We start from the raw sequence: 14,284 nt of genomic DNA, 5'->3' as shown, positions 1-14,284 counted from the left end.
TTTGGGATTTTAGATTTTGGATTTGGGATTGACATATAAAAATCGAAAAGCTCAGATTCCTAACTTCTCTAAAAAGTTGGGAATCTTGTTATTCACGAATGATTTAGGAATAATATTAAATAACTGGCGTAATTGGGCTAGTGGATAGCGATTAGCAAATTCCCCAAAGGACTGATCAGAATTTAAGCGTTGAATTTTATATACATCTAGCATCCGCTCTATTAATGCAGTTAGTTCGGCAAAAGTTACATATTGATATAGTTCGCGTCCGAATTTCTGCTTGCTATCACCAACATAAACGTGATAGCCCTCTACAGTTCCATTGTCAGCCTCAATGCTGACACCGAGCAGAGTAATATCACTCTTGCTATGCTGGGCACAAGATTTTTCGCAGCCGCTAAAGTGGATATTAACTGGGCAATCGAGAGTAACGCGAGTTTCAAGATACTCTGCCAATGCCAACGCATGACTTTTAGTATCTGTGGCAGAAGCGGCACAACCCTTTTTTCCAGAACAGGCAACTAATGCACTCTTGATGCTGGTTGCAGAGTAATCTAATCCTAAGAAAGCAATTTCATTTTGGACATCATTAACCCATTGCTGAGGAATATCTGTAAGCAGCAAATTTTGCCAAGGGGTTAGTCTGAGAGTTCCACTGCCGTATTTTGTTGCTAAATCTGCTAAACCCCGTATCTGTTTACTCTCCAATCGTCCAAGTGGTAAGAGGACACCAATGTAAAATAAGCCTTGCTGACGTTGGGGATGGATACCAATATGCTGGTACTTAGCATTTGACCTCTCCCCCAACCCCTGTCCTTGTAGAAGAGGGGAGAAATTCTCCCCCTTCCCTGCAAGGGAAGGGGGTTGGGGGGTTAGGTCTTTTCTGATTTCACTCCCTAAAAAAGAAAAAGGTAGACGCAGCTCAACTTCTTGGAGATAATTTTCACAACCCAAAGTATTCAATAACTCTAAGAGACGTAGCCGCCGCTTACTCGTAGTATTACTATGAGCTAGATAGACATGCGTCAAAGCTGCCAAGACGGGCAAACATTCTTCTAGTGGTAACAAAATTCCCATATCGCTGGGCGGTTGACCCTTCTCAGCGACACTAAGATAAAGGCGAAAGTAAACATTCCCGTCAAGTAAGACAGCAGCAAAGGCGATATCATTTAAGCGATCGCACACCGGAATTATCCCACCACCATCAAAGCAAACGCTAAATTTTGCCGACAGTCCCGAAAGCGCCGGATGTGCAGCAATATAATCATCCCAACCTTGGACAAAAGGACGAGTGTCAATTAATTCGTGGGGGTCGATACCAGCAGTTGGACTGGTCATAATATTGCGGATGTGGTCTACAACAGTATTGCCAGAACCTAACCCCATATCTTGTAAGTACTTCAGAACCTCAGCATTTATCCCCGTGCGGATTTCACGAATTTGCAGGTTAGCTCGATTAGTTACATCTACATAGCCGCCACCGTAATTATCGGCTATATCTGCGATCGCACGGCACTGCTGACTACTAATAATTCCACCTGGTATTCTAACGCGAGATAATATACCATCTGCGGCGGGAGTAGGATAAAACAAGCCAGGACAAGTGGCAAATCCAGAAAGCAAACTTAGAACTCCTTCCCCGTGCAACGCAGGGAGTAAATGGTGAGTGTGTCTTGAAGACATCCTGAGAGTTGGCATTCTGACTTGGGTGATCCCATTACAGCTGCGGCACAGTCCCGGAATTTCACCGGAGTTTCCCAACTCTCAGCTTTAGTAATTTAGACTTTGTTTCGGTTATAGATATCAGCAAGATAATCATCTTACATTACCATAGCCGTAAATTTTCCTGGTAATTTCTTAACTTACCGGAATTTTTCAGTTAAGCAACTTCCAACAAATAAATTATCCAATCTTGTGGGGTGGGCAACATGAGCGCCTTTGGCTGTGGGCAATGGCCGACTTGTACCCTTGCGGGGATCTTGATCTTGCTACACGCAGCGTCTCCCCCTGGGAGAAGCACCTGGCGTAGAGAGCCTCACAAGGAGGCTTAGACGACGCAAGGAATCTAAGTTAAGTGATCTCAGTGAACCAAGAATCCCCGTGCGTTCTGTCAAACTAGTGTGAATATCCTTTAGTATCAGAGCAACAAATCCAGCCTTGAGTTTATAGAACTACCCTTTTCAAGGTGGGTAAAAATTTTGGTCAAAGAATCCCTCTTTACTCTGTGTTCTCTGCCTCTATGTGGTTAAATAAATTACTTTTAAACCGCAGAGGCAATAGAGTTGCCAGTGCGTTGGGCGGGTTTCCCGACTTGAAGCAACTGGCGCAGCGCAGAGAGGAAATCGGATATTTTATAGAGTTACTAATGACTAATTAACGGATTCCTAAGAGATAGCTAATAGCTTGAATTACACTTAAATAAAAATTACCTTCTCTTTCGCGGAATAGTTCAAAGGCAGAACCAGGTGTGCCAAAAAATGGTCTGAGAGTCCATCCTAACTGACTGCCTACGAAAGCATAAAGAAGTAGCCAAAATTGTAAAATTTTCTGGCGTGTCTTACTACCTTCATTATCTTGTTCTAAAACTAAACTTGTGGCTTGATATAAAGACGAAATACCAATAAATCCAGTGATGGCAAAGATAAAGACGTTTAACAGAATTAAAAATTGGTAATTGTTGGTGGTAATTAAGAAGAACAGTGTGATTGGGGCAAAGCTAAATAAAAGTACGCTTGTGACTGAAACCGCAGTTAAGACTAATGCTAAATGCTGTCCAAAAGTTCGTTTGGAACCAAATATAATGTTAGCAAAGTACAGCGTCGGGATACAAATTAAAAGCGTGATTAAATAAAGGGCTGGGAGTTTAATGGCGGAAGATATAGCTTGCATCCAGCTATGGTATGCACCAATGATTCCGCCATAAGCAGCGATAAATAAGGAACTGCAAACTAGCAGCGAAATGATTTTGTTTGGTAATCTCGTACCTTGGCGAACTTCCTCTAGAAATCCTTGGCGATCGCGCAGGAATCCAATCAGCACCGCAAAGTATTTTATTCCTAAAGATTTCCGTTCAATCATATTATCCTCACACAGGAATTATTCAAGTTTCATCTGAGTAATCACCGCCAGAACCATACTTCCAGGCATCAATTAAACGATGCCAATAATATTGTTGTTCTTTTGGTTGATTCTTTATCCATGTTTCTAACATTGGACTGAACCAAAATAAGGCAGTATATACACCTAAATTACTGTAATGTACCGTCCAATCTAATAAACTCCCTAAACCTACTTGCGGAATTATCTTGGCAACTAATAGGGGATGAGATAAACCAGTTTTTAACAATGTTTGCGTTAATGCCGAAAACTGCACTATATCCTGTAAAAATGGTTTTAGGACTGGTGTACCCAACTGTTCCATTTCCTGAAATACTGCCGAGAGTAGTTGATTAATTTGATCTGGGGCAATTTTCTGATTTACACCAACACTCATTGCCTTTTGAAACAACCAGGTGACAGTCAAACTTGGCTGATAGGGTTGCAGCACTGTTAAGGCTTGTGCAGATAATTGTTTTGTTTCTAGCGCTTCGTAAATGCCAAACGTTAAACGCTTCAGGTGACGCACCATTGCCCCAAAACCACCAAAACTTAAGGGAGATTGACTACCACTGCTATCTCCGACTGGTAAAATGCGACTCCAAGGAGTTTTTAGCGGACTTTGACGATAGGTAGGAAAGAAACCAAATAGCGATCGCTGAAATTTCAGTTTGCTCAATTCCACTCCCTGATATTCTGGTAATAGACGCAGATATTCTTCAAATAAAGCTTCTAAAGTTAAACGTTGGGGATGTGCATCCATGTAAGTAAACAAGTAAGTGGTTCTGCCATCCCTGGCTGGGAATGCTTCCCAAAAATACTGGCATTGATTTTGCAAAGATGTGAATGATAATATTAAATCGCCTGAGTTATTTTCAGGAAAACCTTGAGCGCAGCTTCCCACAACTAAGCATAAAGCGTCTGGTTTTTTGCCTTGGCGTGCTTGTTGGCTGATGGGTGAAAAATGTCCCATCGCGTCGATTAATAACCGAGTTTTGAATTGGTTATTTACCATCACCCCATCTGGATGAACCACCGCTTCAGTAAAAGGTGTATTTTCTAACAATTTTCCACCAACGGCGAGAAATCGAGTTTTCAAAGTAGCCAATAGATAAACTGGATCTACACCGATATTCAAAACATCCTCTACCCAAACTTCTGTACCGCCATCAAAACTAACTCGCGCTGGGTTATATTGAGTTGCGATCGCACTCTCTAATTCTTCCTGTGTTAGCAAGTTCAATTCCACAAACACATCTAATTCTTTGCGAGAAATATTCCACTCTTGTTCCCTCCCCCGCAAAATTCCCCGTTCCATCAACGCCACCCGCAATCCCTTCACCGCCAAGGCGCAACCAATTAAAATGCCCAAGGTGCCACCGCAGATAATTACATCGAAGTCTGCAACGCCTAAAGGCTGTTGACTTTCTTTAACTAACGTTGGGATAGGTGCGGTGTTTTCGCGCAGAGATGTTAGGGTGTGATCGCTTTGGCGTAACCCTGCTAATGCATCGCCAGGTAATTGGGAAAGAATTTCTTCAGTTAAAGACATTTGGGAAAAACTCAACTCTACATTCTAAAGCTACCTGAGAATGAAGAAAGCAGATATGATCATGTCCAGATAAATGGTAATTAGAACAGGACTTACGCAAAAGAGATCCCCCCTAACCCCCCTTAAAAAGGGGGGAACCGGAATCAAAGTCCCCCTTTTTAAGGGGGATTTAGGGGGATCTCCGACGAATAAACACGTTAACTGAATCGTATTGGGTCGGGTTCTTGGAGTTTAATAAGTAATTAAGCGGACATGATATCAAGGCAATGGAATTCGCAGCGACACAAACGAACTCCGCCTTCGCCCATTAATTTTCAAGCGTTGGGACAGATGGAGTAAATCAGTTCACTTTTTTTAAAGTACCAGTAAGTACTGAACCTAGATTGGTTTGGATAAGAAAGATTTCTTTGCCACCATCAACAATAGCACCGCTTAAAAAAGCGGTACCAGTAGCGACGAATACTATTTTCAGCGAACAATCTTGTTTAACGCTATAGGTTCCTGACACTGTCCTATCTGTAGATGTATCGTCACTGGTAAAAGCATCCGTTCCTTGAAAATTTCCCCTTCCATCAAACTTGATTAAACCAACCGCAGCTAGTTGCTGTGCGTTGAACGTCCCAGTGAATTTAGTTCCATAGCTACCTCTTATGGTTGCATTATTACAAGAAGGCGCACCTTGGGCGTTTACCTTTTGAGAGATAGCATCTGAAATGGTCAATGCTGACACACTACCAATTATTAATGTCGTAAAAAAGCGTTGGATTTTAAAGTTCATCATATTCATGAAATCAAGACACGCTTGCATAAACATTGACACTAGAAGATTACTATTGAATGACTTAACTTGTAAATCACACGTAAAATTCTTTACCTCGTTCCCAGCCTCCAGGCTGGGAATGTATTCCGAGAGGTTCTACCTCTCCTCAAATAACAGGAGGCGGCAGCCCTTTATTGTGGGGTGGGCACTCGTGTCGCCCACCCCACAAGATTGGATAATTTATTTCTTGGAAGTCCCTTAACGGAGTTAAAAGACTCGTTGACGGAGTTCAAAGCCTCGTTTATGAGCCTTGGCGAATAGAATTCGCGGCTACACAGGCAAAGTTCACCTCCGTGGACTAAGAAAAAAATTAACGTGAGTTCGATGAACCTCTCCCTCCGAAACGGAAAGGGAGGAGCAACGAAAAATTCGGTTTTTTGCTCCCCTCTCCGCATCGGAGAGGGGCTGGGGGAGAGGTCAAATAAGACTTGTCGAACTCACGTAAAATTAGGTATTTTCAGGTAAATAGACCACGCGGTAAGGGCACAGCATTGCTGTGCCCCTACGACAGATGTGGTTCAAATACACGAAAACTGCTGTAAGATATAAAGATTTTAGCGATCGCATTCATAAAGTTGATCATCTAAGTTGGCAGCTAGAGAACCGTGAGATACTGCACCGATGAAATCTGCAAGGCGATCGCTGCTTTGGGTGGGTGGGTTGGATGCTGGTGATTTTTGGGTACGTCCAAGTTGTTGAACATACTGCAACACGTCTTTTAGGTGTTGCTCTGGCAGTTGTTCAATAGCGTCAAAGATGGCTTGTTTCGTTGTCATGGCAATAGCTCAATGTCGCTTTTAGCTTGTTAATATTTTATGTGCTAAACTGCGGTTCGCTCACGCCCAGAAACTATAGCCGAGTCTATTATGTGGATATAGACACTGTACAATAACTTGCATTACAGGGAATACTGATGAACCGCTCGAAAATAATTGCTATTCTTACAGGTGCGATTTCGATCATTTTAGCGATCGCCTATCTCATCCTAGTCCAACTGCTGGACTACCGAGACATGAAACCCGCCCCCATCAGCCAACTTGGCCAAGCACCTGCGATTATTTCTTTTTGTTGCGTTGACAAAATCACCGAAGTGTGAATCAAATTTAGCTGAATTATAGAGACGCAAGCCCTTTGCGTCTTTTGTCATTTATGTCAATAAGTAAAAACTAATGATGAATATTGATTAAGCCAACAGTTAATTCATAGATAAAAAACAATAGCTATTATTCATTACTCAAATAGTTTTTTATATAAGAATTAATTAGAGTAATTATCTCAAATTTCTTTAGATAAAGTAATTCCCTTTTGACAGATATAACGGTAAGCTGTTTCTAACAAGATTAAATAAAGATAAATTTGTGTGAACTGCGACGCTGAATAGCCCGTCGTAGACGTGGCTTAACAGGGATCAACGCTAGTTGATTCAAAACCCCTAACTTTTGATAAAAATATAGAGGTAAGTTGATGGCTCAGTTTCTACTAGAGACTGTTTGGCTAGTTCCTTGCTATGCCTTAATCGGTGGCTTATTAGCGGTACCTTGGTCGCCGGGAATCATTCGGAAAACAGGGCCAAGACCGGCGGGTTATGTAAATTTGGTGATGACATTTATGGCCTTTGTCCATAGTGCGATCGCCTTACAAGCAACTTGGAATCATCCAGCCCAAGAAGTATTTATCCCTTGGTTATCTACGGCTGGTTTAGACCTAACCATTGCTTTAGAAATATCCTCAGTGAGTGTCGGCGCTTTGGTTGTCATTAGCGGCTTGAATTTGCTGGCGCAGATTTATGCCATCGGCTACATGGAAATGGATTGGGGTTGGGGACGCTTCTATTCTTTATTAGGATTATTTGAAGCGGGACTTTGCGCCCTTGTTCTCTGTAATAACTTGTTTTTCAGCTATGTAATTTTGGAAGTCCTCACACTGGGAACCTACCTCTTAGTTGGTTTATGGTTTAGCCAGCCGTTGGTAGTTACAGGTGCGAGAGACGCTTTCTTAACCAAGCGGGTGGGAGACTTATTTTTGCTGATGGGAGTGTTGGCATTATGGCCTCTCGCCGGAACTTGGAATTACACAGAACTTGCTGAATGGGCAACTACTGCTAATGTCAACCCCACAACAATGACACTCGTAGGTTTAGCCTTAATTGCGGGGCCGATGGGTAAATGCGCCCAGTTCCCCCTGCATCTGTGGTTAGATGAAGCAATGGAAGGCCCAGTTCCTAGTACCATTTTGCGGAATTCGGTAGTAGTCGCTAGTGGTGCATGGGTGCTGATTAAATTGGAACCTGTGTTAACCATCTCCCCCATAGTTTCCTCGGCAATGGTGGCCATTGGGGTAGTAACAGCGTTGGGTGCTTCGTTAATTGCGATCGCTCAAATTGATCTGAAACGCTGCCAATCCTATTCTGTCAGTGCATACATGGGTTTGGTATTCATCGCCGTGGGAACGCAACAATATGAAACGGCGCTATTGTTAGTCCTCACCCATGCTATATCCGCAGCCTTGTTAGTCATGAGTACTGGGGGAATTATTTGGAATAGCATCACCCAAGATGTCACCCAATTAGGCGGATTGTGGACACGCCGCCCAATTTCTGCGATCGCTTTTATCGTGGGGACATTGGGATTAATTGGTTTTCCACCCTTGGGTAGCTTTTGGGCATTGGTGAAATTAGCCGATGGGTTGTGGGACACTCAACCTTGGTTAGTGGGAGTAGTGATAGCGGTAAATGCTTTAACAGCCGTGAGTTTAACCAGAGAATTTGGTTTAATTTTTGGTGGTAAAGCGACACAAATGAGTCAGCGATCGCCTGAAGCTCACTGGCCGATGATTTTACCAATGATGATTCTACTTGGCGTTAGTCTACATCTGCCTTTAGTGTTGCAAAGCTTATCACTTTTACCCGATTGGGCAACTCTAAATAAAGATGTCACACTGCTTTTAATTTGGTCGAGTATTTCTAGTTGCAGCATCACTGCCCTGATTTATTTAGGCAATATTCCTAAACCGATTCGTCTCCCTTGGCAAGGTTTACAAGATTTATTTGCATACGATTTTTACACCCCAAAAATCTATCGGATAACCATAATTTTCGGTGTTGCCAAAATTTCCCAACTTGCCGACATGATTGACCGCTTTGTAGTTGATGGCATCGTTAATTTCGTTGGTTTATTTTCGCTGTTAGGTGGCGAAGGTCTCAAATACAGCACCTCTGGGCAAACCCAATTTTATGCGTTAACAGTTCTTCTAGGAGTAAGTTTTTTAGGAATGTGGGTAACTTGGCGATTTTGGGGAATACAGTTTTTAAATTTGGTTTTCCAAATCTCGACACTTGGGTAGCAGTAACAAAATAAGAGGATAAATCGATGAGCATACAACATCCCCAGACAAATCTTTCCAGAAGAAGTTTATTCAAATTTGGCGCAGGTGCCATCGGTACAGGTGTATTGACAGCCGGACTTAGCTCAAACTTACTTGCAGCAGAAATTGCCCCAGTAGAAGAAGATATTACACCCGACAAAGCATTGCAAGAATTATTAGAGGGAAATCAAAGGTTTGTCCAAACAAAACGGCGCAATCCCCACCAAAACCATTCGCGTTTAGTCGAAGTTGCTAAAGGTCAAAAACCCTTTGCTTCTATTCTCGGTTGTGCAGATTCACGGGTACCTTCAGAGATTGTCTTTGATCAAGGACTGGGAGATTTATTTGTCTGCCGTGTAGCTGGTAATATTGCGACAGCAGAAGAAATTGGTAGCCTAGAATTTGGCAGCTTAGTATTAGGTTCTAAAGTCATTGTGGTAGTGGGACATGAAAGATGTGGTGCAGTAAGTGCTGCAATTAAAGGTGGTGAAGTGCCAGGACAAATTGGAAGTTTGCTTGAGGCAATTAAACCCAGTGTAGAAAGCTCAAAAGACCAATCAGGAGATAAATTAGAAAATGCTTGTAAAGCAAATGTTTTGGCACAAGTTAAAAAATTAAAATCATCACCCGTTTTATCTAAGTTAATAGATGAAGAAAAGCTGAAAATAGTTGGAGCTTATTACGATTTAGATACTGGTAAAATCAGTAGAGTCAATTAGCTGTTTTTAAATCTCAAATTAGATCCCCGACTTCTTTAAGAAGTCGGGATCTGGACACCGCAAATTTTAAATTCCCAATTTCATAAAATCCCAAATTACCATGTTAAGTGTCTTGATTTGGCTGCCAATTTTTGCCGCTATTTTGATAGCAATATTACCCGTAAGTATCCCTAGTCATCGCATTCGGCTAACAGCATTAATTTTTTCTGGGATAGTTCTTTTATGGAACCTGTTGATCCTGCTAAAATTTGATATCAGCAATCCAGGAATGCAATTTAAAGAATATTTGCCCTGGAATGAAACCCTTGGCTTGAGCTATCAATTAGGGGTTGATGGACTTTCTATCTTGATGTTGGTGTTAAATAGCCTGCTCACTTGGATTGCTATTTACAGCAGTAGTAAAGAAACTGAACGCCCCCGGCTGTTCTACTCGATGATTTTATTAGTTAGTGGAGGAGTCGCAGGGGCTTTTGTAGCAGAGAATTTGCTACTCTTCTTCCTATTCTACGAATTAGAATTAATCCCCTTCTACTTACTAATTTCCATTTGGGGAGGGTCAAAACGGGGTTATGCTGGGATGAAATTCCTGATTTATACTGCTGTTTCGGGAGCATTAATTCTGGCAACATTCTTGGGTATAGTGTGGCTGAGTGGTTCTACCAATTTCGCTTTTGATGCAGTTTCCACAGAAAATCTGTCAACAGCAAAACAAATCCTTTTACTAGCAGGAATAGTATTAGGTTTTGGTATTAAAATTCCCTTAGTTCCCTTCCATACTTGGCTACCCGATGCTTACGTTGAGGCTTCAGCACCAATTGCCATTCTTCTGGGTGGCGTGTTAGCAAAGCTGGGAACCTATGGATTGCTGCGATTTGGGTTGGGTATGTTTCCCCACGCTTGGAGTATTATTGCACCGACTCTAGCGATTTGGGGAGCAATCAGCGCTATCTATGGGGCAGTAGTTGCGATCGCTCAAAAAGACATCAAGCGCATGGTAGCATACAGTTCCGTCGGTCACATGGGCTATATTTTGCTAGCTGCTGCCGCCAGTACTTCCCTAGCACTTGTGGGTGCAGTCGCCCAAATGTTTAGCCACGGTCTCATCCTAGCGATTCTCTTCCACTTGGTGGGAGTTGTGGAAGCGAAAGTCGGCACCCGCGAATTAGATAAACTCAATGGTTTAATGAGTCCCATACGCGGTTTACCCCTAATTAGCGCCTTACTAGTTTTAAGTGGGATGGCTAGTGCTGGTATTCCCGGTTTAACCGGATTTATCGCCGAATTCCTGGTCTTTCAAGGTAGTTTCTCCGCCTTTCCCATCCCAACAATTTTGTGTGTAGTGGCTAGTGGATTAACCGCAGTTTATTTTGTCATCCTCCTCAACCGCACCTGTTTTGGCAGACTCGATAACTTAGCCTACTATCCCAAAGTTTTATGGTCTGAGAAAATACCAGCTTTAATTTTGGCAGCTTTTATCATCTTTTTAGGAGTACAACCCACTTGGTTAGTACGTTGGAGTGAATCTACAACTACAACAATGGTGGCTGCAATTCTCCCCTTAGAAAAAACCGTCATCTCCGAAGTCGCGCTGAAATAGAAAATACATCAAAACACTTGTAGAGACGGTGATTTATCGCGTCTCAAAACTCAAAACCTATCCCACAGACGCGATTTATCGCGTCTCTACAAATTTACGATTACCATGACAGCAATTAAAACAGCAATTAAATTACCTCCTTCAACGCACGAATTTGCCGAAGTAATTCACCGCTTAGAAGCAGGCGGTGCAATGTTACCCGATACTCCAGAAAATTTGATGCAAATCATCGGTTTATACAAAGCTTATGCTGTACCGATGGATTTTTACTGGCGTGACCTACTTTATATTGCTGAACGCGAATTTTTAAACCCGCTTCCCTTCTTTAAATACTTCTTACCCAAAGAATATTTAGAACTGCATAATCATTATGCTGGCGATGATGCCGACTTACGAATTTGGCGCGGCGAAGCTACTGCACATCCCGAACTTTTGGCATTTATCGAGAAGGGTGAAACTTTTAAAATGCCCAAGTTGTTGCATCATTTGTTCCACGATCGCATTAACATGGAATTTGCGGAAGCTTGTATGCGGGCGATGTTGTGGCACAGAGGGATGGGTGGGCAATTTGACCCTTACCTAGATTCTGAAGAATACAAAGCCAACGCTGACAAGGCAATTAAAGCTTACTTCCAAGGAAACCCCGTCATGCTGGGGCTTTATCAGCTGTTCCCCGATATGTTTTTGGAACAGTGTCGCCAGATGTCATACTACGCTAACCTGGGTTTATTCTGGGAAATCATGGCTCCGGTATTCTTTGAAATGTCCGACCGCTATGACGAAGGGAAGATTAGCAGCGTCCCAGAGGCGATGAGCTTCATAGTTAATGGTATATTTGCGATCGCAGGTCGTCCCATTTACCATCACGTTTATATTCGTGGCGAATGCTACGAAATTATCCCCAAATCCAAGGGTTTTATGTGGCTATATGAAGCCGCATTACCTTATGTAGAAGCAGTTTTCTACCGCACCGCACCCTTCCGAGGCACAAAATCTTATAATGCTCAAGCGCGTCAAGTCCCAGAAGACCAGAAAGATTTTCACTATGGTATTCTTTACGCTGATGTATTTCCAGTGGGTACGGCTGGCATTCCCCCCACATTATTAATGCAAGATATGCTGCATTTTTTGCCACCATATCTTATTGATTACTACAGCCAACATTGCCGGGGTGAAGAAGATATGTTGATTCAGTTGGGAGTTAGTTTTCAACGGTCAATGTATTGTGTCACTTCTGCGGTAATTCAAGCTTTGCGAACAGCACTTTTATATCCATTAGATGACCCAAATCCCAAGCATTTACAAGCCAATCGAGATTTCTTTGAAATGCAGCTAAATCGCTTCACTCGACCCGACTATAATATTCGTGATGCTGCTCGTTTGGGGAGTATTCAAAAGCAAGATTATCGATAAGAGATCCCCCCAACTCACGCCAGTCGCTCCACTACAGCGCTTCGCGCATCCTGCGGCGGGGGAGACCCCAAGACCACGCTGGCTCCCCTTAAAAAGGGGGGTTTTATTTATTGTTTTTTGAATATTAATGGATTTACGGTTTCTCCTGATAATATCCGTGGACTAGATTAAAATCATTCCCTTAATACAGCAGTTTTCATGTATTTGAACCACAGATGTCGTAGGGGCACAGCATGCTGTGCCCCTACCCCGTGGTCTATTTACCTGAAAATAGCTGTAAATAAAACACTCAAATCCCCCCTTTTTAAGAGGGGTTAGGGGGGATCTTCACCCGTATCCATAAATGTCTAGACATTTGAATATTAGTGGATTTACGGTTTCTCCTGATAATATCCGTGGACTAGATTAAAATCATTCCCTTAATAAATAAAACACTCAAATCCCCCTTAAAAAGGGGGGGATTTAGGGGGATCTAGAATGTTTTACTACCGTTTAGAGGACTTCATCCTCTTAAAAACCTACGGCTGTTTCATTTCCGAAAACGGTTAAAATTACAAGTGTTGAGGGGATAAAAAATGATGGGTGCAAATCTGATTGAACCATTTTAAAAAATAATGGAACTGCAACTTGAGAGTTAATTATGGATTTTTGAGTAATACAGTAAAAATACTACCATAAGGATGATTATCTCTGATGGTAATTGTACCGCCATGTGCCTCGATCGCAATTTTACAGAAAGCCAATCCTAAACCAATTTGCGAAACTTCTGGCATCAGAGTTCCAATTTCATACTTCTGGAAAATGATTTGTCGTAAGTCTTCAGGGACTCCCGAACCAGAATCAGCGACCTGTACTTTCGCACCTCCTGCGGGCAAATACTCTCCTCGGAGGGTGACTTGAGACTTGGATGGCGAAAACTTAATGGCATTAGAGAGCAAATTATCCAGCACTCGACGAAAGATAACTGCATCTACTGCAACAATGCCACCAGGTTGGGGTAATTCACTAATCAGGGTCAGGTTCTTTTGGGCTGCCATCGCCTCAATATCTGCTACAGCTGAGATACACAGGGCACAAAGGTCTACTTCTGTGTAGTTGAGAACCATTTTTCCCGATTCTAGCTTTGCCATGATCAGCAAGCTATCAATCAACGATTGTAGTTGTTGTCCAGCAATTAAAATTTGATCGATTTTTCCTTGCTGGTGTTTCGGTGACAAACCTGGAAACCGAAGAATCTCTGCTCCTAAGATAATACTGGCAAGTGGATTTCGCAGATCGTGGACAATCATATTTACCATGTCTTCTCGCAGTTTGAGCAAGACTTGCATATCGTCATACTGCTGCTTAATCCGCAACATCGAATGAACTCTGGCTCGTAATTCTACACCATTGACGGGTTTACTAATGAAGTCATCTGCACCCGTCGCCAGACATCGAGCCAAATCTTCTTTATCGGTTAATGCTGTCACCATGATGATGGGCACCGCTTGCCATTGTGGATCAGTTTTGATCAGCTGGCAAACTTCCATCCCATTGAGATCGGGCATCATCACATCTAATAAAATCAGATCGGGCTGAAAACTCTCAAGACGATTTAGAGCTTGTTGACCACTAGAAGCGTAGTATAGCTGGTAGTTTTCACCATCCAGCAAGGTTTCAACAACATCAAAGTTATCGGGTTCATCATCGATCACTAAAATAGACGGTTGACTATTCATCGAGAA

The 14,284-nt window shown here is 42.4% G+C and carries 11 protein-coding genes and 1 riboswitch; of the genes, 5 read left to right on the top strand and 6 right to left on the bottom strand.

Going from position 1 to position 14,284, the window contains the following annotated elements; translation table 11 throughout:
* Positions 1 to 51: 51 nt before the first annotated feature.
* The 5 genes from cobG to V7K50_RS21925 all read right to left on the bottom strand — a co-directional run bounded on the left by cobG (position 52) and on the right by V7K50_RS21925 (position 6,244).
* Entirely contained in the window at positions 52 to 1,683 is a 1,632-nt protein-coding gene (gene cobG / locus V7K50_RS21945) for a precorrin-3B synthase (protein WP_334963696.1), read from the bottom strand.
* A 1-nt stretch (position 1,684) separates the two neighbouring features.
* Positions 1,685 to 1,768: riboswitch (adenosylcobalamin-variant (AdoCbl-variant) riboswitch) on the bottom strand.
* Between the two features lie 605 nt (positions 1,769 to 2,373).
* Positions 2,374 to 3,078 (bottom strand): actin-binding WH2 domain-containing protein, encoded by a 705-nt coding sequence (locus V7K50_RS21940; protein WP_334963695.1) that lies wholly within the window; start codon positions 3,076 to 3,078, stop codon positions 2,374 to 2,376.
* Positions 3,079 to 3,100: 22 nt separating this feature from the next.
* The gene (locus V7K50_RS21935) at positions 3,101 to 4,648 is read right to left on the bottom strand and encodes an FAD-dependent oxidoreductase (RefSeq protein ID WP_334963693.1); all 1,548 of its coding nucleotides are present in this window, start codon (positions 4,646 to 4,648) and stop codon (positions 3,101 to 3,103) included.
* Positions 4,649 to 4,988: 340 nt separating this feature from the next.
* Positions 4,989 to 5,429, bottom strand: a complete 441-nt coding sequence (locus V7K50_RS21930; protein ID WP_334963691.1) for a hypothetical protein — start codon at positions 5,427 to 5,429, stop codon at positions 4,989 to 4,991.
* Between the two features lie 593 nt (positions 5,430 to 6,022).
* Positions 6,023 to 6,244: a hypothetical protein gene (locus V7K50_RS21925; RefSeq protein ID WP_334963689.1), complete on the bottom strand. Its 222-nt coding sequence runs from the start codon at positions 6,242 to 6,244 to the stop codon at positions 6,023 to 6,025.
* Between the two features lie 137 nt (positions 6,245 to 6,381).
* On the opposite strand from V7K50_RS21925, the gene V7K50_RS21920 reads away from it, so the two are divergent.
* The 5 genes from V7K50_RS21920 to V7K50_RS21900 all read left to right on the top strand — a co-directional run bounded on the left by V7K50_RS21920 (position 6,382) and on the right by V7K50_RS21900 (position 12,560).
* On the top strand, positions 6,382 to 6,564 hold the full coding sequence (locus V7K50_RS21920) for a hypothetical protein (RefSeq protein WP_334963687.1): 183 nt from the start codon (positions 6,382 to 6,384) through the stop codon (positions 6,562 to 6,564).
* 368 nt (positions 6,565 to 6,932) lie between these two features.
* A complete protein-coding gene (locus V7K50_RS21915; RefSeq protein WP_334963685.1) occupies positions 6,933 to 8,810 on the top strand; it encodes an NAD(P)H-quinone oxidoreductase subunit F in 1,878 nt (625 codons plus the stop codon).
* 26 nt (positions 8,811 to 8,836) lie between these two features.
* On the top strand, positions 8,837 to 9,550 hold the full coding sequence (locus V7K50_RS21910; protein ID WP_334963682.1) for a carbonic anhydrase: 714 nt from the start codon (positions 8,837 to 8,839) through the stop codon (positions 9,548 to 9,550).
* Positions 9,551 to 9,650: 100 nt separating this feature from the next.
* Positions 9,651 to 11,147, top strand: a complete 1,497-nt coding sequence (locus tag V7K50_RS21905; RefSeq protein ID WP_334963680.1) for an NADH-quinone oxidoreductase subunit M — start codon at positions 9,651 to 9,653, stop codon at positions 11,145 to 11,147.
* Between the two features lie 105 nt (positions 11,148 to 11,252).
* Positions 11,253 to 12,560 carry a CO2 hydration protein gene (locus V7K50_RS21900; protein ID WP_334963678.1) on the top strand — a complete coding sequence of 436 codons (1,308 nt, stop codon included), beginning with the start codon at positions 11,253 to 11,255 and terminating at the stop codon, positions 12,558 to 12,560.
* Between the two features lie 638 nt (positions 12,561 to 13,198).
* Here V7K50_RS21900 and V7K50_RS21895 read toward each other — a convergent pair.
* Positions 13,199 to 14,278 (bottom strand): hybrid sensor histidine kinase/response regulator, encoded by a 1,080-nt coding sequence (locus V7K50_RS21895; RefSeq protein ID WP_334963676.1) that lies wholly within the window; start codon positions 14,276 to 14,278, stop codon positions 13,199 to 13,201.
* Between the last annotated feature and the right edge of the window lie 6 nt (positions 14,279 to 14,284).

Source organism: Nostoc sp. (assembly GCF_036917135.1).
Classification (GTDB): domain Bacteria; phylum Cyanobacteriota; class Cyanobacteriia; order Cyanobacteriales; family Nostocaceae; genus Nostoc.
This window is presented reverse-complemented; position numbering and strand designations above follow the sequence as displayed.